15 protein-coding genes, 1 tRNA gene and 1 pseudogene are annotated in these 21,657 nt (G+C 57.8%); all 17 read right to left on the minus strand.

Annotation, left to right across the window (positions count from 1 at the left end; translation table 11 throughout):
• A partial coding sequence (locus SFLMC1_RS08220) for a PLP-dependent transferase (RefSeq protein ID WP_187323915.1) occupies positions 1–990 on the minus strand: 990 nt, incomplete at its 3' end.
• Positions 991–1,086: 96 nt separating this feature from the next.
• Positions 1,087–2,616, minus strand: coding sequence for a glycoside hydrolase family 32 protein (locus tag SFLMC1_RS08225; protein WP_154063928.1), 1,530 nt, complete (start codon positions 2,614–2,616; stop codon positions 1,087–1,089).
• Positions 2,617–2,720: 104 nt separating this feature from the next.
• Positions 2,721–4,121, minus strand: coding sequence for a PTS transporter subunit EIIC (locus tag SFLMC1_RS08230; RefSeq protein WP_152074576.1), 1,401 nt, complete (start codon positions 4,119–4,121; stop codon positions 2,721–2,723).
• A 184-nt stretch (positions 4,122–4,305) separates the two neighbouring features.
• Complete coding sequence (locus SFLMC1_RS08235) at positions 4,306–5,154, minus strand: LacI family DNA-binding transcriptional regulator (RefSeq protein ID WP_226814287.1); 849 nt, start codon at positions 5,152–5,154, stop codon at positions 4,306–4,308.
• 132 nt (positions 5,155–5,286) lie between these two features.
• Positions 5,287–6,267, minus strand: a pseudogene (locus SFLMC1_RS08240) (DUF4368 domain-containing protein); the annotation flags it as partial.
• Positions 6,268–6,322: 55 nt separating this feature from the next.
• The gene (gene tet(W), locus SFLMC1_RS08245; RefSeq protein WP_152074575.1) at positions 6,323–8,242 is read right to left on the minus strand and encodes a tetracycline resistance ribosomal protection protein Tet(W); all 1,920 of its coding nucleotides are present in this window, start codon (positions 8,240–8,242) and stop codon (positions 6,323–6,325) included.
• Positions 8,243–8,857: 615 nt separating this feature from the next.
• Positions 8,858–8,956 carry a LacI family DNA-binding transcriptional regulator gene (locus SFLMC1_RS08250; protein WP_226814296.1) on the minus strand — a complete coding sequence of 33 codons (99 nt, stop codon included), beginning with the start codon at positions 8,954–8,956 and terminating at the stop codon, positions 8,858–8,860.
• 335 nt (positions 8,957–9,291) lie between these two features.
• Complete coding sequence (locus tag SFLMC1_RS08255) at positions 9,292–9,957, minus strand: DUF4956 domain-containing protein (RefSeq protein ID WP_152074573.1); 666 nt, start codon at positions 9,955–9,957, stop codon at positions 9,292–9,294.
• Positions 9,958–9,960: 3 nt separating this feature from the next.
• Positions 9,961–10,752 (minus strand): polyphosphate polymerase domain-containing protein, encoded by a 792-nt coding sequence (locus SFLMC1_RS08260; RefSeq protein WP_152074572.1) that lies wholly within the window; start codon positions 10,750–10,752, stop codon positions 9,961–9,963.
• Positions 10,739–12,508 carry a CotH kinase family protein gene (locus tag SFLMC1_RS08265; RefSeq protein ID WP_152074571.1) on the minus strand — a complete coding sequence of 590 codons (1,770 nt, stop codon included), beginning with the start codon at positions 12,506–12,508 and terminating at the stop codon, positions 10,739–10,741. The genes SFLMC1_RS08260 and SFLMC1_RS08265 overlap by 14 nt, the downstream gene beginning before the upstream one ends.
• Positions 12,498–14,042: an exopolysaccharide Pel transporter PelG gene (pelG, locus tag SFLMC1_RS08270; protein WP_152074570.1), complete on the minus strand. Its 1,545-nt coding sequence runs from the start codon at positions 14,040–14,042 to the stop codon at positions 12,498–12,500. The genes SFLMC1_RS08265 and pelG overlap by 11 nt, the downstream gene beginning before the upstream one ends.
• A 3-nt stretch (positions 14,043–14,045) precedes the next feature.
• Positions 14,046–15,473, minus strand: a complete 1,428-nt coding sequence (gene pelF / locus SFLMC1_RS08275) for a GT4 family glycosyltransferase PelF (protein ID WP_152074569.1) — start codon at positions 15,471–15,473, stop codon at positions 14,046–14,048.
• Positions 15,470–17,350 carry a DUF2194 domain-containing protein gene (locus SFLMC1_RS08280; RefSeq protein WP_152074568.1) on the minus strand — a complete coding sequence of 627 codons (1,881 nt, stop codon included), beginning with the start codon at positions 17,348–17,350 and terminating at the stop codon, positions 15,470–15,472. The genes pelF and SFLMC1_RS08280 overlap by 4 nt, the downstream gene beginning before the upstream one ends.
• Positions 17,347–18,252, minus strand: a complete 906-nt coding sequence (locus SFLMC1_RS08285) for a tetratricopeptide repeat protein (RefSeq protein ID WP_152074567.1) — start codon at positions 18,250–18,252, stop codon at positions 17,347–17,349. The genes SFLMC1_RS08280 and SFLMC1_RS08285 overlap by 4 nt, the downstream gene beginning before the upstream one ends.
• A complete protein-coding gene (locus SFLMC1_RS08290; RefSeq protein WP_152074566.1) occupies positions 18,249–20,417 on the minus strand; it encodes a DUF4118 domain-containing protein in 2,169 nt (722 codons plus the stop codon). The genes SFLMC1_RS08285 and SFLMC1_RS08290 overlap by 4 nt, the downstream gene beginning before the upstream one ends.
• Before the next feature lie 335 nt (positions 20,418–20,752).
• Positions 20,753–20,829, minus strand: a tRNA-Arg gene (locus SFLMC1_RS08295).
• Positions 20,830–20,883: 54 nt separating this feature from the next.
• Complete coding sequence (locus SFLMC1_RS08300) at positions 20,884–21,651, minus strand: ABC transporter ATP-binding protein (RefSeq protein WP_152074565.1); 768 nt, start codon at positions 21,649–21,651, stop codon at positions 20,884–20,886.
• Positions 21,652–21,657: the final 6 nt, after the last annotated feature.

Consider the following 21,657-nt stretch of genomic DNA (forward strand, 5'->3'; position numbering starts at 1 on the left):
GTTGCGGAGGGCGGTGTCTAGAGTGGCAGCCACTACCAGGGGATCATCAGTGCCGGCGAAGAGGCGGATGGTGCTTGCCTGCTTGCCGCGTGAGGCCGAAAGGCGCGTTGTTGCGCCGCCGGCGGGCGATGTGCGAAATTCGTCCGGCAGCATGCTGAAGAATTCACCCGCGCTGCAGTCCATCAGGTCAAACTCTACTGCCGGGCCAAAACCGTGCTCGAGGATGCCAGTCGCGATGGCATGGTCGGAATGCGAGGTCAGCCCGGGATAGCACACGTTGCGCACCATCTCATTCGCGGCCAAATATTCAGCCAGCGCACGGGCGCGATCGAAGTGCGCTTGCATGCGAGTGTCGAGCGTATCGAGCCCGTGCTCTAGGACCTCGACCTCATCGGAGGACAAGTCGAGCGAGGCCAATCCGCGCCCCTCGAGCAGGGCATGCGTGCACTCGGCAGCAGCGTCCACGCGATGGCGCTTGAGCTGCGAGCGCGCGACCGACACCGCCACAAGCTTGCGCGGCGCGTCACCGGCGCACACGCGATCGAGCGCCTCGAGCGACAGTACGGCACCCAAACGCAAGGGATCGCAGCCAAAGATGGAAGCCACCGTGTTATCAACGACGAGCAGCGCATGGACCACGCGAGCCGCGCGGCCCAGAGCGCGAAGGTCGGGCACACACAGGCCAAAGCCACCGATTGAGTTCACAAACCACCACAGGTGCGGCCCCTCGGCATCAAACGAAGCATCAAAGCCCTCGGACGCGGCGGCAAACGCTGCAACCGAGGGCTCACCCACCATAACCACGTCGCAGGCATCAAAGCCGCGCGCAAACGCATCGGCAAAGTCATCGGCAAACGCAACCAGGCGGTCACCGGGGCGCACAATCCCCAACAGAGACAGCGCCGCCGGCACATGCAGGGCCGCAACAAGACGCGCCTCACGCGAGCCGGCCCTCAAAGCCCAGGCCTCCTCTAGCTGCTGTACATCCACAAGGCGCCGTCCCTTCATAAACAAAAACCCACGATGCGGGTGTTCCCCGCATCGTGGGCAACGGCTGCAGTATAGCGCCTATATGCGACGAATCGCCTAGATGTTGAGCGTGTGATAGGTCACACTCGCACCCGGAGCGTCAACGGTCACGCCATAGGCCTCGGGATAGATGCGCGTCGAAAACACGAGCGCGCCATCGTTCACAAACACCTCGACCGAAGAGGCATCGCCAACAATGCGCACGTTACGAACCTCGTCGACGGGCTCCCAGCGCACGGTACGACCGCAGCCGGCAGAAGTGCGACCCTCGTCGGTAAATCGCATCTCAAAACGCGTGGGCAGTTCGCCCTCGGCGGGCACAAACGCCAGCTTCAGCTCGCCATCGACGGTTGCGGTAAACGCACCGTCGACACCGTCAACAACAACGTCAAAGCAGGTATCGCCGGCAACCTCCAACGTGCCCGCCCCCACACGCACCGAGGCATAATGGTGCTCAATCTCGCGCGCCGGCTGTTGCAGCACCACGCCGTCGGCACCGGCTGTAAGCTCACGCGGCACCGTCATGCAGTGCTGCCAGCCGCACGTCACGGTGGGGTCGTTGCCATAGGTCGGCTCATCGGGCATGCCCATCCAGCCGATCAGAATGTGGCGACCATCCTCGAACGTAAACTCCTGCGGAGCATAGAAGTCAAAACCGGCGTCCCACAGGCGGAACTCGCCCAGCTCATAGGCACCGTCACCACCGGTAATGTCGCCCGTTACAGGCATGTAGCCAGCAGCGTATACGTTACCGCGGTCCCAACGACCGCCCTCGAGCCCCTGGGGCGAGAACGACAAAAATGCAGCGGTATTGCCATTCGCATCGAGCTCGATATAGCCGGGGCATTCCCACATAAATCCAAAGCGATCGGGCGTAGATACACGGCTCTCGAGCTCCCAGCTCAGCATATCGGCCGAGCCATACACCAGGATCTCGCCCACATCACGCCCGGCGCCCTCGCCGTGCATCGCACAAAAACGGCTCTCAGCGTGCGGCCCGTCAACGCGACGACGCGCGCCCAACACCATGTGATAACGACCGGCCTCATCACGCCACACCTTGGGATCGCGCACGTGGCACGTCAGATCCTCGGGATAGTCCTCCGACGCCAGCACCACGCGCTTTTGGCTAAACGTCTGTCCATCGGCGCTCTCGACATACACGGTATCGGCGCGACGACCGGTGTTGACGTAGTCAAAGACGCCATCCGCATCGGGGAGCTTAACGTTGCCGGTATAGAGCACGCGAATGCGACCGTCCACGACCAAAGCCGAGCCCGAGTACACGCCATGGCAGTCAAACGGCTCGTCGGGAAGCAGCGGCGCGCCAACGTATTCCCAGTTCATAAGGTCACGGCTCGTGGCATGGCCCCACATCTTGACGCCGCCGTTCACATCAAACGGGGCATACTGAAAGTACGCGTGAAATACACCATCTGCCTGGCAAAGACCGTTGGGGTCGTTGAGCCAGCCCGTGGGCGGCATAATATGAAAATGCTGAGCATAGGGCCCGGGGCCACGCTCGGCAGCCGCCGCATCCATGTTGGCAACGAGCTTGGCAAGATCGCGCTGAAGTGCGTTAGACATGTCGGTATCCAATCGAATTAAATCAACGAACGCTCAAATCGAGGGTTCCATATAAAGAAAACGCCCACAGGATGGAGCCTGCGGGCGTTATGTTTACGCGAATCCTACGCCTGCTCGGAAGCCTTGGGCTCGTCCTTGTACAGGACAAACGAGACGGCAAAGGAAACCAGCGCGGCGACCGCAAACATGATCGCGTACTGCACGGGCTGGGCCAGGCACAGCAGGATACCGAAGATACCCGTAACGCCTGTGCCGGAGGCGGCCAGCGAAGTGAGTGCGCAGACCAGGGCACCGCAACCGCCGCCGATGCAGCCGGCGATGAAGGGCTTAAAGAAGCGCAGGTTCACACCAAAGATGGCCGGCTCGGTAATGCCCATGAAGGCGGACAGGGCCGAAGGAAGCGCCAGGCCCTTGATCTTGGCATCGCGGGTCTTAAAGGCAACGGCGAGCGCGGCGCCACCCTGGGCGATGTTGGCGGCACTGGCGATGGGCAACCAGTAGGTCACGCCGTACTGGGCGAGCTGGCCCAGGTCGATGGCGGTGTACATCTGGTGGATACCGGTAACGACCGTGGGGGCATAGAACAGGCCGACGATAAAGGAACCGATGCCGAAGGGCAGGGTGAGCAGGGCCTGGATCAGACCGAGGATGGCGTTCTCGGCCCAGACAAAGACGGGGCCGACGGCAACGAGGGTCACGAGCACGGTCACGAACACCGAGACGAGCGGGGTCACAAAGAGGTCGAACATCTCGGGGACAACCTTGTGGAGTCGCTTCTCGAGGAAGGCGAGAATGGCGCAGGCGATAACGATGGGGATCACGTGGCCCTGATAACCGACCCACTCAAAGCCGTACACGCCGGGAATGACGGTGACCATGGTCTGCACGCCCTCAGAGGCAACCGTGTAGGCGCTCTGCAGCGAGGAGTTGATGAACGCACCACCGACGACGGCACCCAGGTACGGGTTGGCGCCAAAGGCCTTAGCCGCGGAGTAGCCGATCAGGATCTGCAGAATGCCAAAGGACGTTCCCGAGACCAGGTCGGCAATCTTGTAGATAAAGTTATTGGTGTCGAGCGCGATAAAGCCGTTGGAGGCCATAAAGTTGAGGGCACTCATAATGCCCAGCAGCAGGCCCGAAGCCACGATGGCGGGGATGATGGGGACAAAGACGTCGCCGAGCACCTTAATGGCACGCATAAAGATGTTCTGCTGCTGCGCCGCGGCCTCCTTGACCTCGGCCTTGGTGGCAGCCTCGACGCCGCTGAGCGCAATGAACTCGTCGTAGACCTTATTGACGGTGCCAGTGCCAAAAATAATCTGGAGCTGGCCCTGGGCCTCAAAGACGCCCTTAGCGCCATCGATATTCTCGAGGGCCTCCTTGTCGACCTTGGCGTTATCGGCAATCACCAGGCGCAGACGCGTGGCGCAGTGCGCGGCCGAAACAACGTTGCCGGCGCCACCGATGTTGTCGAGCACCTCTTGCGCTGATTTGCGGTAGTCCATGACTTCCCTTTCCTCCAACGGGCGCATGTGCACCCGGCCATCTTTGACACTTACGCTGTAATCGTTTTCAGTTTCATTTGTCTGTAATCGTTTTCATAGTAGGGTGAACGGTAGGAAAAAGCCGGCGAATGGTAGTTTTATGGCAAAAACAGGGGCCTCAGAGGCAGGCAGACGTGCCCAGAGCCTAGACATTCATAAGCTGATGGCCGAGCTTGATCGTCTTGAGACCGCGCTTCCCCTCCACGCCATCGAGCGTGTCAAGCAGCATGCTGGTGGCCTCGACGCCACTGGTCAGATACCCATAATGCACAGTAGGAATGCCGCCCGTCAGCGCGCGCAAAAACGCGTTGTCGCCAAAACCGCTCACGCGGTGTATGCCCTCGCCCATGCCGCGAACCTCATCGATGGCACGCAGCGCGCCCGCCGCCATGGTGTCGGTCGCGCAGGCGATAAACGAAACATCGGGAGCGACGGAAAGCAGCTCACGCGCCGCACCATAGCCCGAGTCGAGCGTAAACGAGCCCAGGCGAATCAAGGCGGCATCGAGCGGGTTACCCGCGGCGCGCAATCCCGCCTCAAAACCACGACGGCGGTCATAACCGGCCGCACGGTCTTCCTCGGTAACACCGATATAGGCAATCTTGCCCTCAACATGCTTCGCGAGCGCCTGGCCCAGCTCAAAAGCGGCCTCGTAATCGTCGTGATAGACGCAAGCCGCGCCCTCGACGTTTTGGCCGATCAGCACAATGGGCACATGGCAAGACGCAATGGCCGCACGATGTTCATCGGTGATCATGGTCGCCACGAGTACGATGCCATCAACCGGGTGATTTTGGAATAAATCGAGGTACTCGAGCTCGCGATCGGGGGCGTTGTCGGTATTGGCGAGCAGCATCTGGTAGCCACGGCGACCGAGCACCTGGCCAATGCCGGCGGTAATGCGGCTAACGGATTCCGAGTTAATCTTGGGCACGATGACGCCGATGAGTTTGGTGGAGCCGGTGCGCAGCGCGCGAGCCTGGCTGGACCGCACGTATCCGGTCAGCTCAATCGCCTGCTTAATGCGTTCGGCCTTTGCTTATGTGTGATAAAGAAGCAATAGAAGTGCAAAAAATTTTGCCGTTCCTATCCGACACTTGGCCATTGTGTCGGATAGGTCGGGCGGTTATTCGGGCAAGTCAATCTTGCCGACAAAGCTGTAATAAATCTCAATGTCCTGCCTGCGGGTGCCGTTCTCATCATAGCTGCACTCATGCACCACAATTTTCTCGATCATTTCCCGCAAGAGAGTGGGGGTCAGTTCTTCAAAGGCAAGGTGCTTGCGGACAATGCCCATTAATTTCTCGGCGTTGACGGTAGCTGCCTGTGACTTGTCCAGTTCGGCTTGCAGGGCGGCGGCTCTCTTTTTCAGCTCCGCTTGCTCGGCTTCGTAGTCAGCCGACAGTTCCATGAAACGCTCATCGCTGATTTTGCCGTTTACATTGTCCTCATACAGCCGCTTGATAATGCGGCTGATTTCAGAAATGCGTTCCTGCGCCTGTTCAAGCTGCTTGATGGCTGCGGCGGTCTTTCGCTTGCCGCCGATCTCGTTCTGCTGGACAAGTAGTTTCACAAACCGGCTCTCATGCTTGGCTGCGTATTCGGTCACTTGCCGGAGATTTGCCAGGACACCAGCGGTCAACAGATCGGTGCGGATAAAGTGCGCCGTACAGTTGCGGGTGCGCTTCTTGTAGCTGCCGCAGATGTAGCAGTCCTGTTTGCGGTCTTTGTTCTGATACCGCTGCTGATACAGCACATGGCCGCAGTCGGCGCAGAACAAAATCCCGGAGAACAGCCCCACTTCATCGTAGCGGTTCGGGCGTTTGCGCTGTTTGCGTAACTCCTGCACCCGTTCCCATGTTTCCTTGTCGATGATCGGCTCATGGTGGTTCTCGAAAATGGCCTGCTTCTCGACGGGGTTCTCTATGCTGTGCTTGACCTTATAAGAAGGCTTTTCCGTTTTGAAGTTCACCAGACATCCGGTGTACTCTCGGTTTTCGAGGATATGAACGACGGTGTTGGTCGCCCATTTGCACTCATAGCCTGGGTGATAACGGCGGGTGCTGCCTGTCCGCTGATATTCCAGCGTCCCCGGCGTGGGGATTTTTCCATTGTTACCCTCCATAACTTCTGATTGTTGCCGTCTTGACGATTATGTATCTTTACATTACCTTCTGAAACATATGGCGCACCTTGTCCAGGCGGCTGTTTGGACGGCGGGGCTGGATGACCGGCTGACCGACAGCGGCCTGATATCCTTTCAGCTCTGTAAGGCATACGCTCCGCCCGTTGGTGTAAAAGGCCAGATCAGTACGGTATGCCTGTATACAGCGGGCGGGAATCTCGCCAGTAAAGACAACTTCATCCTTTTTTACCTGGACCGTTTCGATGGTGGCACAGTATTTCGGTGCATCATGATAAGCCCTGGAAAGATATTCCCGGGGCGCATAGAGGGTGAAGGAGAGATAAGGTTCCAGCAGTTGCGTCCCTGATTCCTTCAATGCCTGTTCCAATACAATCGGGGCCAATGAGCGGAAGTCCGCCGGCGTGCTGACCGGACTGTAATAAAGCCCGTATTCAAAGCAAATCTTACAGTCCGTTACGTTCCAGCCGAACAAGCCCTGCTCCAGCCCGTAACGGATACCATCCCTGACAGCGTTTTGAAAACTCTGGTTCAAGTATCCCAGCGAAACCCGGCTCTCGTATTGTACACCGGAGCCAAGCGGGAGTGGTGTAACAGACAGTCCGATGGATGCCCAAAACGGGTTGGGCGGCACCTCGATATGGATGGTGTGGCTGGCTGCTTTGAGCGGCCGCTCCATATAAATGACGGTGGGTTCCTTTACCACTGTTTCAAGCTTGTATTTTTCCGACAGCAAAGCGGAAACAACCTCCAACTGCACCCGGCCCAAAAAAGAAAGAATGATCTCATGGGTGATGGAATCCACCTCGCAGCGCAAAAGCGGGTCAGTATCCGCAAGTTGCGTAAGAGCGTCCAGCAGCCGTTCTCTTTGCGCTGCCGTTTTCGGCGCAATCGACGTCCGCAGCATGGGGAGGGGGTCCTCACGCCACCTTTTACGAGGGAGCCGGGTTGGGTCCCCTAATACATCGTTTAACCTCACGCTGTCGCTGGGAAGGATAACAATTTCACCCGGATAAGCGGTGTCTGTCCGAACAATTTCCCCTTTGGATGGAATACGCATCTCTGTGATTTTCAGCTTTTCTCTCCCGGCCAGAGCCACCGTATCCCGCAGGCGCAGCGTTCCGCTGTATAGCCGCAAATAGATGAGCCGCTGGCCACAATCTGTATACTCCACCTTGAAAACGCTGCCGCATAGGGCGTCGCTCCCCTGTTCCCCAATCGGTTGGAACAGCCCTGTCACCGCATCCATCAACGGTTGAATGCCAAGGCCCTTTTTGGCGCTGCCATGATAGACCGGGAACAGGGAGGCGTCTTGAACCCGCCGCTGTTCCTCCTGCGCAAGTTCTTCCCGGCTGATTGGTTCTCCTGCGATATACTTTTCCAATAATTCATCGTTATTTTCGATGACCGCATCCCATGCTTCTATGTCGGTATTTTCCTCCAGGACTATTTCCGGGGACAGCGACACCGTCTGCTTGATGATAATATCGGCGGAGAGCTTATCCCGAACAGACTGATACACGCCCTGCAAATCAACGCCAGCCTGGTCGATCTTATTGATAAAGATAACGGTGGGAATGTCCATTTTCCGCAGGGCATGGAACAGAATACGGGTCTGGGCCTGCACACCATCTTTAGCGGAGATCACCAAGATGGCCCCATCTAAAACAGCCAAAGAGCGGTACACCTCCGCCAAAAAATCCATGTGGCCGGGCGTATCCACAATGTTGACTTTACATCTGTGCCACTGGAAGGAAGTGACTGCCGCTTGAATGGTAATCCCACGCTGCCGCTCCAAAAGCATGGTGTCCGTCCTCGTTGTCCCTTTTTCGACGCTCCCCGGTTCTGAAATGGCTCCGCTGGCATATAGCAGGCTCTCCGTCAAGGTTGTCTTTCCAGCGTCTACATGGGCAAGAATCCCGATATTGATAATGTTCATGTCTATCCTCCATACAAGGCCCAAATGGGCGCAAAAATCCCCAGCGGCTAATACTTTTACCGCTGGGGATCATGACTTCGGACAAACAGAAGTATGACGGCTTACATGAGCCGCTGTCCGTCACGATATTTACTAAAAAGGCAAAAGTATTCTTAAATTGGGTACAAAAACTAAGCCCCTGCAAGGGGCAATCATTTTTGCGCCCATTATCAAATTTTATTTAAGAATACCTTGCCGCATATTTTTTACTCCTTTTCTGGTTTAAATCATTGTATCACATCAGTTTTAGGAAAGCAAGTACCTAAAAGAAATTTTTCTTCCCCTTATATGTAACAATCATACCGGCTTCCTAGCGTTCAGAATGTTTTCTGCTGTCTGCTGTGGTGTTTGGTTGGAATTGTCCAACCAAAAGCCGATCCGTGGTGTTGTCTGCATTTTACTAAATACAAATTCAATGTATACAGAAAGATATAAGGAGTGGGAGGGATTCCGCCGTAGTTGGCATTGTAGGAAAATCCAAAAGTTTAGATTTTCCCACAATGCTTATCTTTTGGTCTTTGGTTCGGAATAGTGTAGTGCTGGCGGTCTATCTCTTGTTTTCGGTTGCTTGCTTCCTTACCGTACATGAGCATTGTCCGCCGAGATATATCCACCATTGAGGTAGCGCGAGACGGCGGCACTCGAAACGCCGGCCAGCTCGGCCACATCTTTCATCTTTACCACAAGCACCCCTGTCATTGAAATCGCTTACACAATGATACCCAACCCATACCGGCAAATTTAGCAAATGGGACGAGCCACATGGATCATTTCAACAGCCCAGGTCAAGCAAACGTCAGCGAGCGCGCAGCTGCCGTGGCGAGGTGCCGCGAAAGAGGAGCGACGCGTACTTCATGTACGCGAGCGACGGTTTGAGCGGCAGATCGCCCGGAAGATGCGTGCGCAGCGTCGAGCGGTCCGGCGTTCGTCAGAACGACGGAACATAATAGCCCGGCAGATGCCCGCGCAGCGTCGAGTGGTCCGGCGTTTGTTAAAACGCCGGAACATAGTTACCCGTGGTATTCGCCGTTGTACTGGATGAGCGTCAGGTCCTCCACGCCGTCGAGCGCACGGATGGTGTCGGCATAGGGCATATCCACGCCGTCCGAGAACACCTCCACGGCCATCTCGACCTTGTCGCCGCGCATAGTCTTGGACTTGACGGAAAACTTGGTGCGCCCAAATGCACGCACGATGTCGTCGCCGGTGGTCTGGCCCGTGTAGTGGATGACCATCATGTACACGCGCGCCTTGTCCTGGTGGCTCGCGAAGCCGGCAACCATCACCACGATCACCACTGCCGCAAGCCCCACGAGCGCGTACATGCCGGCACCCGCCGTAATGCCCGTGGTAATGGCCCAAAACAGATACAGCAAGTCGAGCGGGTCCTTGACCGCCGTACGGTAACGCACGATGGACAGGGCACCGACCATACCGAGCGAGATGACCACGTTGGTCGAAATCGCAAGCGTCACCATACACGTAAGCACGCACATGCCCACAAGTGTCACGGCAAAGCTGCGCGAGTACACCACACCGGTAAAGAAGCGCTTGTATACGCAGTAGATCAGGATGCCCATGGCGAGCGCCACGAGCAGCGAAAGACCGATCTTGACAGGATCGACCTGGCCAAACGCCTCCAAGACGGAGTTCTTAAAAAAGTCCTTGGTGCTCATGGTCTAAATATCCCCTCGGTTCTCAAAGTCCGATTCCCAGTAGTTGAAGCCGCGCAGGTAGGCGGTCTTTTCGTAACACAGGCAGTACTTAGAGACTGCCGTGAGTTCGGCCGCGCCCGGCGGCACCATATCGCGCACCAGCTGCGGGCAAAACTCCGTAAACTTGACCTCCATCACCAGCTTGCCGGGCTCCAGGACCGGCAGCGCGGGCAGCGTCGCGTCAAAGATATCGAAGCTTCCCACCGCGGCGCGCACGTTCATGTCAAACGTGATGCGCACGGTGCCCTCGTCCATCACCCACGGCTCGCGCTCGTAGTCCACGATAGTCCTCGGGCGCATCACGTTGCAGATGCACTCGATGTAGAACTCGCGACAGAGCGGATAGGGGCTCCTCAGCAAAAAGTCGTAGTCTCCGGCCAGAATCTGCTCAAACTCGCCACGCGTGAGCGGCGCGTCCTCCTTATAGATCCAGCTGCCGTACTTCTTTTTGCGCTCGAGCTTAATCACCTTATCGCTGCCGTTATAGATGCGCACGCGATACTTTTTGCGCATGAGGATACCGGCGTCTTTTTCCTCGTAAGCCGAGTTGCAGTAGTCGTCAAAATACAGGCTGCGAATGGTGTAGCCGCCCGCCTGCGCATGCTTGTCCAGCTTAAACACCGGCGCCATGCGACAGGCAAGCGCGGCGTGCTCGCCCTCGTTAATGAGAAATTTGAGCTCGTGGCGGTAACGCTCCTGCGTGGTACGCGCGGGAGGTGCCGCAAGGCGCTCAAGCAGCGCGCTAGCCCTCCTCATACGTGTCCTCCACGACCTTACCGCCGTCTTGCACGTAAAAACACTTCATGCCGTAGTGCTTGCCGTCGTCGGTCACGTAGTAATCGAACGCATCTTGTGTATAGCCATCTGAGTTGGTGGCGCGCACGCGCACAAAATACTGGCCGGCATCGGGAGCATCGCAGGTCACCTCGGGAAGCAGCACGTCCTCGGCCTTAAAATGCACGTCGCTTATGGCATAGTCGCGCGCCAGCTCCACGGTATAGCGAATGTCACGCGCCTTAAAGTCGTAAGACGCATCCCAGTTAATGCGCAGCTTACCGTTATCGATCTGCGGCACGCCAATGTAGAACGGCATGGGCTTTTTATAGCTCTCGCGAAAGCTCTTGTAGTTCTCCTCAATCTCGGAGGGAATCGCCGCGGCAATCTGCTCGTATTCGTCCTTGGTCACGGGAAGATTCTCCAGGTCGGGCGCAGCAAAGACGAGCGACTCCGTGACCTCGCGATAGTGTTTAATCATCTTGGCCAGGCGTGCCTCGGTCAAATACGTGCGCAAGTCCTTGACGGCGCGGTCGAGCTCACTGCGGAACGATTTGCTGCGCAGCGCACGATTGAATAGCACGTTGCCCCAATAGTTACTTACGCCGCGCTCCCAGCTCGCGTAGTCCGAAAACCCCTTAAGAGACAGCTCCAGCTTGCGCAGCATGCCATCGTTGTCCCAATCAAGGATGTACCAGGTATTTGAATTGAGCGGGCTGTACAGATAGCAGTTACGGTTCTGCGTGTCGCAATTGCCCGCAAGGATCTGAAACGCCATCCAATAGACCAGGTTCTCGGTATCAAAGTAGGTGTCGAGCACATCGTCAATCTTTTGCGAATCGTCGTTGAGCGCCTCGAGCATCTCGATGAGCTTGGTGTGGTCCGAGTCTCCTTTGATCTCGAGCATGCCCTCAAAATTAGCCTGGTTGTAGTCGGGGTCGTCGGCAAGTTTTATGGTGTCCTCGTAGCGGTGGAAATCGAAACTGTTCACCTTGTACAGATGCCCGTTCTTATCCAGGCCATGTGCCTTGAGCGCCGTTTTGTTGAGCTGCTCCACCTGCGTAAACAGGCCATAGTCCTCAAAGGTGTCGTCAGATTTCTCGGTCTGGTCGCACACCCATAGATGCACAAACTGCGTGCGCAGACCCATCATCTGGGGAATCCCACGGATAAGATCATAGGCCATCTTATTGCGAAAACGCATGCCCTCGCCCATGTGCTTGTTGAGCGCAATCGCGCGTTGTTGGCGCCAGGTGCCCTTGCCCTTTTTGAGCTCCACCTTGTAATTCTTTTGCGTGTAGGAGCTCGACGTCTGGCCGCGCACCTGCACGGTGGCATTGGGCGCTTCCTCGCCATAGCCAACCTCGCCAGAAACTGGCCCCTCTTCGTCGCCCGCCTGCAGCAGGCCCATAACCTGATAACGCGTCACACCCATATCGGCGTAGTCATACACCGAGTACGTGTTGACCTCGGCCCAGCTATGGTCCGTGTTCTCGGAGCTGTTGCCGCGTGAGACCGTCAGGTACATGGCCACAATGCCCGAGTCGTCATAGACCTCGTACAGCTCGTCCTTATCGCGCAGATGCTTGGTCTCGCCCGAGGCCTCGGCCTTTTTAATCTTGTCCTGCTTTTTGACCTTTTTGGTCGAGGATTCGTCCTGAGACGAGCAGCCCGAGAGCAGAAGCGCGCCGGCAGCCGCCTCAAACAAGCGGCGGCGAGACATCATCCTATCGATCATCAGAACCTCCCCAATGGTTGCGATACACACGGACCACCGCGTGCTCAAACGCGCCATGCGGCTCGCCCTCTAGACGCAGCTCCTCGTAACGCTGTTCGGCACGGTCGAGCAAGCGGCCCAGCTGTGTAAAGCGACCTGTTTTGTCGGTCGCCACCATGGGCTGCTGGCTCAGGATACGATACGGCAAGTTGGCGGTATAGGTATCGAGCCGCAGCAGCGCCACGATAAAAAACACCGCAGCACCCAACAAAAAGCCAAAGCCGTAAAACTGCTGCGGCAAAAGCAGCGACACGGCGGTCGCCAGCCCGGCCACACCGGCAAACAGACCCGAGGCAAGCACGGCCCCCTTGTAGTCGGTAAAGTACAGCAAGATGAGCATCACCGTATTGCCCACAGCATACAGACCATAGCCCACACATAGCGTGCGAAAATACCCGTGCATAAGGTTGTTAAAGCCCAGCGGCAGGGCCGAGAGCACCGTGGTCTCAAGAGAGATGACCGCAGCGGTCACAAACAGCTGCTTGAGCGCGCAAAAACGCAGCTCGCTGTTGAGCGTGGAGAGCATCTCCTCCTCGGCCACCACAATGTCGCCCACCACGCCGCCGTCGTTAAACAGGCTGTAGTAGTCGCGGTAGCGCGGATAGAAATTGACCTCGACCGACACCACAAAGTTGACGGTCGTGACCAGGATCGTCAAAAACGCAATGAGCGCCGGCACATCGTGGTAGGGCGCACCGTAAAACAAGCCCTTGACCTGCACGCCAATGGGGCCAGCCCAAATAATCACCAGGTGTGCAAAGAGTCCCAGGTTGGTAAACAGGCCCGTGAGCGCCAGCGGCATAAACTGATCGATCCACTGCAAAAAGAGCCAGGGGCTGCGGTCGCTCTGCGGAAAACACCGGTACAGCAGCACCACGTCCCAGGCGAGCATCACACCGTAGCCCAGGGCGATCGAGGCCAACAGACCCTCGACGGGCGACAACCCCAGCGCCAGCGCGGCCAAGGCACACAGGCACGCCACACCAATGGCAGCCGCAAAGCTGCACAGAATGCCGCGGTAATCCTTGATGGCCGTGAGGTAGCTCATGCCGTTCCAGTTGACGACCATAATATTGAACAGCCACAGGCACAGCAGCCCCTGCAGCAGCGTGGCGCCCGAAAACAGCAAAAAGACGCCGTAGAGCACGGTACCCACAACGAGCATGATGGCGTTGGAGCCCCAAAATGAGGGCAAGACCTCTTCTTCGCGCTCGGCGAAGAGCATGTCAGCCAAAAAGCGCGTGACCGGCATAGAGAAAAAGCTTGTGAGCGTAAGCGAGGCCAGCAGCGTATAGGTCACCATGCACACCAGCAAATCCTGGTTGGCACGGCCCACGCCCCACAGGCCGCACAGCACCAAGATACCCACTTGGAGCAGCACGCCCAGCAGCATGGGGCCCGTGCACACAATGCCAGCGTAGCCATAGGCGCGCATCGTGGCAAACAGACCCTTGCGCCTAAACAGGCGCTTGAGCTCAAAACCGATTCCGGCCACCGGCTACTCCCCCTCTCTAGACAGGTCAAACGCACGCGCCGTCTCGTCGTACAGCGCACGATAGTTGGCGAGCATCTGTTCGTGCAAAAAATACGTGGCAACGCGACGCTGACCGCGCTCCCCCATCTCGATACGGCGGGCGCGGCTTGTGCACATGCGCTCCATGGCATCGGCCAAGCCCTTGCGATACATAGGCGGGGTCACGAAGCCAGCCACGCCAAAGTCATCGCCCGGGGCGCCCTCCAGCAGCTCGCGGCAGCAGCCCACCTCGGTCGTCACGCAGGGACGGCGCGCGGCGAGCGACTCCAGCACGCTGAGCGGCTGACCCTCGGAGATACTCGTCAAAATGGTAAAGTCGAGCTTCTCCATGTACTCGACCACGTTGACGCGACCGGTAAAGATCAGGTCGCGCACGCCCAAGGTGTCAACGAGTGCATGGCACTCGGCACCGTACTCCTCGTCATCAACGCCGCCCATGATGTGCAGACGCACCTTGGGCAGGCGCTCGTGCAGCTCAAAGAAGGCATAGATCATGGTCTTTACGTCCTTGATGGGCGCCAGACGCACCACCGCGCCAATGTCCACCCAGCCATCATCGGGCTTTAAGGGTATGTCCTTAAATCGGTCGAGGCGGATGCCGTTGGGGATGACCAGGCATTTGTCCGCATCGCAGCCCATGTCGATCTGCGTCTTACGGGCGTTGTGAAACAGGCTCGTCACGCGGAAGGCACGGCGGTAGATCTCCTCCGAAAGCAGGTAGAAAAAGCGAATCCAGCGGTCCTTAAACGACGGCACCACCCAGTCGGCGCGAATGATCTCTTCCTCGCGTTCGCGGGTATAGATGCCATGCTCGGTCAGCAGCACCGGCGCATGGTGAACGCTTGAGCCCAGGCAGGCGAGCAGGCCACCGTAGCCGGTCGAGATGGCATGGTACACGTCGGCCACCGGCACCTTGCTGCCCAGCAGGTAGAGCACCGGCAACAGCATGGAGCGCATGGTGTGGAACGCATCGGCAAACGGCGTGTAAGGGTACTCGGCCAGGCACACGTCGCGAAAGATATCCATAAATGCGCGGCTCTGCAAAAACGAGAGCGGATGCACGCGACGGCGCTGGAAGATATCGAACAGCACGTCCCAGTCCGGATTGGACAGCGACACCAGGCGGCGTAGCGCCTCGCACTCACGGTCGTCAAAGTCGACCTCTTCCTGCTCGCCCGAGAGGCGCAGGGCATCGTCCAGGAACACTTCGTGTACCTCGACCACGTTGCCGGGCAGCTCGTAAACAAACTTGCCGCGGTCGACGGCATGCGCGCCGATCACCCACAGCACAAACTCGTGCTCGGGCATAGCCGTAATGTAGCCATGCATCCAGGTAGACACGCCGCCGTGCACATAGGGGTAGCAGCCCTCGAGTACCAAACAGATTCTCATCGGTCGCCGCCCTCCTTGCGCTCGATCGTCACGGTCTTGTCCGTCGCTTTGACTAGGTACAGGTTGCCCGTCAGGTGTTTAATCTCGCCACCGGACACCGTACCCGGCTCGCCATTGTTGGCACGAAACATGAGCCACACCTCGTCGTGGAAATTACCCAGACTAAGCGTCCAGGCATCCGCGCTGGTATTCACACTCACCGTCACAGACGAAAAGCGCTGGATGGCGCCCGAGCATTCCGAGCCAGTCTGGCGACGTAGGTCGGGCGCCGACTTGGTAAGCCAGTCAAGGTAGTCGGTCAGGCCGCCCTTGTAGACCTCCCAGCCTTGCCTGGCGCCGCGATCGGGATCGAGTAGGTCGTCCGGGTGCATAAAGTGCGTACTCACGTAGTGCATGTTGAGCTCGGACATGGCGGCCAGGCGCATGTAGGGATTATCAACCATGCTGCCCGATACAATACGCGGCTGCTCCACAATGCCATCGCTCGCCACACCAAACTCCTGCACGTACGGCAGATCGGTGCCGTCCTCAAAATACGTACTGGCGATGGTCTTAATGCGCGGAACGTCGGCGCCGATAAGCTTGCGCGCGCGGACCGAAAGGATATTCGACGGCGGCACGTAGACCGAGCCGTGCGCGTTGGGCAGGACATCGTCTTGGAAGGCAATGAGCTCGTTAAGCGATGCGACGAGCGTCTCCTTGTTCTTCCACGTCTTGTAGTCGTACAGCGTGCCATAGTCGGTATCCCTGAGCGCGAGCGGCTGATGGTTGTAACCATGAAAGCCCAGCTCACCGCCCATCTGCAGCAGCATGCCGCCAAAGTAGCGGAACTGCGTGGTATCGGGCTGGCGCGCGGGCTCGGCCTGGTTGACCGCGTTCTCGTAGTTCTCGATCATCACGCCGGTATAGCGAATGTCGTACTTTTGCGCGAGCTTTTGCAGATCGGGCCACCAGACCTTGACATAAAAGTCGGCGATGGAAAGCCCGTAGTCGCGCTTGATGTAGGTGCCGTCGCCCGAGGGCACGGGACTGGGAAAGTCGTCCAAGTAGAACACGGCGCTGTTGATGACCGGATAGGCTGTGGCATCGCCCAACAGGCTAATCGCCGCAGCGTAGAAGCCGCGCATGACCTTGTCGTAGATGCCGATGTTACACACCACAGTGCGACCGCTGCCGCATTCGTTCGACCAAATGAGCGGGACACCCGCATTGCCGGTCGTTGCCCACACGCGCGCCGTATCGCGCAGCGACACCGAAAGCGACGAATCAAAGGGGTCCGAGAACTCGTAGCGCTCTCCCCCACCCAGCATAAAGTCTTCGCTCGGCACAATACTTTCTGCAGTCACGTATTCGTAGCCTGCCGATTCAATGCCAAGCTTGGGGGCAATCACCTGCAGGTAGCTCGAATAATCCGGCGGCATGGCGAGCATGAGCGAGCCGCCGGCGCTCACCCAGCTCGTGATGTCGGTCAGGTGCGTACCGAGCCCATCGAGCGACGGCATCAGTAAAATCACGCGGTCGAAAGATGTGAGGGAAGGAATCGCATCAACACCATCGGCGGCAATATCCACGTCGCGGTGGGCGATCTTCATGTCAAGCAGAATCTGGTCAAACTGCTCTTTGACACCCTCGACACCCGCCTGGTCGGTATCGGAAATGACGAGGCACGTGGGCTTTTGGCCAAACATCGCCGAGGAGGCCGGCACCGCGTCGTTGGCGGCGAGCATGCCTAGCTTGTGCTGCCCGGCGCTGTACTGCACGCCAGCGCGCTCCACCAACAGCACGGCGGCCATGGCAATAAAGACCGCCCATACCACGAGCAGCCCCATCCAGCGAAAATGGCCCGCACGCTCGCGGATATGTTGCACCACGCTCATCGGGCCTCCTCTCCTTCACGCCAAAATGCCAGCCTCTCACGGTTCTCGGCGCTCAAATACACATGTTGCTTATCAACGGCATCAATCACCCGCCGCACCATCTCGCCGTCGTGGCGCAATACGGCCAAGCGCAGGCACAACATCCAAACATCTTGCTCATCGGGGGTATCGGCCACCAACCGCTCGGCAACGTCTTCTGCCTCATCAACCTCACCGGCATCGGCCAGCGCCGTGGCATAGCGAACACGTAGGGCAAGCCCGTCCTCGTGCTCACAGCGACGTGCAAGCAACCGTGCATACTGCTGGCGCTGAATTTGAGCCACGCGGCCCTCGGCCAAGCCGGACGCAAGATACGTACCCAAGTAGTCACAGTAGACATTAAGGTTTTGCGCACTCGGATCGGTCTTAAAGGCACGCTCCAGCTGCTGCAGCTTAAGGTCGGACTCCTTGGAAATCTGAGCCACTGCCGTCGCGGCATAGTGCGCGACCTCAACGTCGTCGTTGAGTTTTGCCGCCTGAAGCTGTGCCAGGTACGCATCCGGATCCTCGGTAAGCATAGAGAGCATCAGACGGCGGCGGTCACCCGGGTCGTTGACGATCAGTGCTTCCTCGAGCGGCACCACGCCATCATCGCCCTCGCGTCCCTGCACGAGCATACTGCGATGCATGTCGTCGTTAATGCGCAGCGCCTCCAGCGTGGCGTCCTTAAGGTCGTCACCGAACACCGCGCTGCGAACCGAAAGCAGCACCACCAGCAGCGGGCCCCACAACGGTACGAGCACCATCACGGCCAGCATGTGCCCGCGCACCGGCAGCAGGCCCAGTTTCATAAGCGTCCACAGCACCAGACACACCAGCGCATGAACTAGTAGCAGTACGGTAGAAACGACAAGCGAGATCAAGCGGCCTCCCCCTCACCGTTGTCAGCGGGCGCGATGCGCTGCAGCAGGGCCACAACATCCTCGCTGCCAACGGGTTCCACCGTAATGTGCTTGGCGGCCAAGCGCGCACAAATAACCGGCAGGTCAGCCTCGGTCGCCTGACGCATGAGCAGGTAAAGCGTGTCTCCATCGACCAAGCCCGCAGCGTCACTCTCACGAATCGCCGGCCCAATCGCGCCGACCAGCTCGCCAACAGGCTCCATGCCCGGCACCACGCGCAGGAGCAGATAGCTCCCCATCTTGCCGTCAGCCAGCGCCTGTTCGGCAGCAAGCTCTTTGCCAAAGGCCGCCTGTTTGAGCACGCACGTGCCGGCAACGCAGCACTTATCCTGTGCCACGGCCTCGTAATCGAAAGCGCGTCCCAACGCGCTTTCCACCAAGCCACACAGGATGCGGAACGGGTTTTGGTAGTACAGGGTCATTTGGCTTTCGGCCACGTGACGCACAAAGATCAACACGGCGGGGGCTCCATCGCGCTCGATCGTATAGCCAAACATCGGAAGCCCCGACGTAAGCGCACGGTTCACCCACAAACCCGAGATCGCACCTTGGAGCACGGGCGCAAGGTCATCGAACGAGCGCGAGCGCGGCACATCGTTGGAAATCGCCGGGCTCGCCGCTACCAGGCGCGCAAATGCCCCGCCCGAAACATGGTAGATCGTCACCGAATCGCTCTCGAGAATCTCGCCCAGCAGCTCGCAGCACTTGCGGTATATATCGCGCGGGTTGAGTACGTCGAGCTCCTGTGTCACGGCGAAGATCTTGCCAAAGCTGTCGTGGCGCCCCACAATCTGTCGTTTAAAGGCACGCTTGTCCTCAATCGCGTCGTGATAGAGCCGCGTTAGGAACGTGTTGCGGTTTCGCACAAGCTCGTTCTCGTCACGCTCCGCCTTAATGGCCTCGCTGTTGCGCAGCTGCACATAGCCGCAAATGGCGCCCACCACAAAGTACGCAATAAACGGCAGCCAGTTGGAAGGCTCGTAGAACAGACCCTCGAAGGTGTAACCGTACTGGGTAAAGTAGCTTGCGGCCAAACCCACCGATGCCAGCAGTGCGGCGACCAGGCCAAAGTCGAGCCCGTAGAGTGTGCCAATGAGGACCACATAGAGCAGACGATAGTCGAGCACGTTGAGCTGGGTAGATTGGGAGAACAGATGCTCCAGCACCTCGAACAGCACCCATGCGAAGCCCGTCTCCAGGCATTTAATGGGCAGCGTGCGCAGCTGGATGCGATCGATGGCCGCACGCAAGGGATTGACCTTTTTGGTGCGGTTGTTAGCCCAGCGGGCATGGATGGTCGAAAGGTCGCGCAGCAGGTCGTAACGCTGAAACCAGCCATAGCGTTTGCGAGCGATATCGCCTGCGGGCAACGCATAGTCGGTCGACTCTCCATAGGCAACGGACAGCCCGGGGAACAGACCCTGGAGCGCACCGCCCAAGTCACCCGCTGTGTGATGGAAAGCATCTGCAACATCGAGCGTTCCAAAAGTCGCATCCCAACTATCAAAGACGCGATGTACCAGCACCGCTAGATCCTCCGCGCACAACAGGGGAACCGGCGCGTCCGCGGCACCTTGGAGCGCGACCGATCCGGTCGAGCACGCCTCGAACAGCGGCACTAGAAACGGATCGTCGAGCGCCGCGGATGCTGTATAGAGATAGGGAGTGCACAGGATCTTGGCCTGGATGTCATCTTGCGCGGCGTAGTAGCGACAGAGGTCGTTGGCCGCGCGGGCAATAATGCCCTTACCCGTTTGGGCGGCAGCATCTGTGGCATCATGCGAATCGGCATTGCTCGCCGCGCCGTCAGCAACCTCCGCGCCCGCAGGCCCCGCCACAAACAGCAGCTGCACACGGCGGCCCATGCAGGCACGAAACACCGAGCGCAGCAACTCAATGTCGCCAAAAGTCTCGGTATGCGGAGTGAGATAAGTGGAGAGGTAGACCACGCGGTCGAACTCGTAGGCCTGATCCAGGTGGCGCAGCAACTCTTTCCACGAGGTGTGGGGCGATGACTCGCGCTGCGCATCGTCGGCAGCTACAACCTGAACATGGTCACCGGGAAACGCCTTGGCACAAAAGTCGTCGTCAACATACGCGGTATTGCCAACAACCAGCACCTCCATGGCGCGCACCCCTCCCCAAACTCAGGCCATACAACGAGTCAAACATGCGTATTGTACGCTGTCAATGTAGCCTCCAGGCAACTTATAATACTGTTTTAGAACATCTTCAGAGGATGGGGCGAGGGTGCACTGTTGTAGCTGAAGATGAGTTACCAATCATGCAACACAAGCCCATCAATCCCATGACGCGTCTCGGACGTAAAAGGCTATTGGCATTGGCAACAAATAGGCTGCAAGTCATCCCCATGTCTTACAGAATTTGTTTGAACAATAGAATGCCTTCATGTCTCAAAATGCAAAGACCCGGCATGAAACCGGGTCTTCAAAAACTCTATTGGTGCTCCATGGCGGATTCGAACCGTCGACCTTGGGATTAGAAGTCCCCTGCTCTATCCAACTGAGCTAATGGAGCATAAAAGCTGCACGTTCAAGCGGGTACAAGTTCGCGCGACTAAAAGATTATAACCTACTTGAACTGGTCGTGGTACGCCTTGCAGACCTCATCCACGGGACCATCCATGCGTAGATCGCCTTTCTCGATCCATACGGCACGCTGGCAAATACGCTCAACCTGCTCCATGGAGTGAGAAACGAATAAGACCGTGACGTCGCCACTCTCGATAAAGTGCTGAATGCGGCGCTCGCACTTCTGCTGGAAAAAGACATCGCCAACAGAAAGCGTCTCATCAACGATTAGGATATCGGGCTCGGTAATCGTGGCGATAGCAAAGGCAATACGCGCGACCATGCCCGAAGAGAAATTCTTCAGAGGCATGTCGACAAAGTCTTTGAGCTCAGCGAACTCGATGATTTCGTCAAAGCTCGCATCGATAAACTCCTTGGTGTATCCAAGCAGCGAACCATTCAGATAGATGTTCTCACGCGCGGTAAGCTCGGGATCAAAGCCGGCACCTAGCTCAATCAATGGCGCGATATTACCGTGAACCCTAACCTCGCCCTCACTCGGTTCCAAAACGCCAGCGATGATCTTGAGCATCGTAGACTTACCGGAACCGTTGGTGCCTACAAGGCCAACGACCTCACCACGATGCACATCGAACGAAATGTGCTTAAGCGCACGGAACTCCTCAAAGAACAGCTCGTGCTTTGCAAGCTTAATAAAGTACTCTTTAAGGTTTGTAAGCGACTCAGACGCCATGTTAAAGATCATGGTGACGTCTTTGACCTCAACAGCAAGGGGCTGCTTGCTGTAATCAATAGCAGATTCAGTCATAAACAG

Source organism: Collinsella aerofaciens, assembly GCF_901212495.1.
In the GTDB taxonomy this organism is placed as follows: domain Bacteria; phylum Actinomycetota; class Coriobacteriia; order Coriobacteriales; family Coriobacteriaceae; genus Collinsella; species Collinsella aerofaciens_H.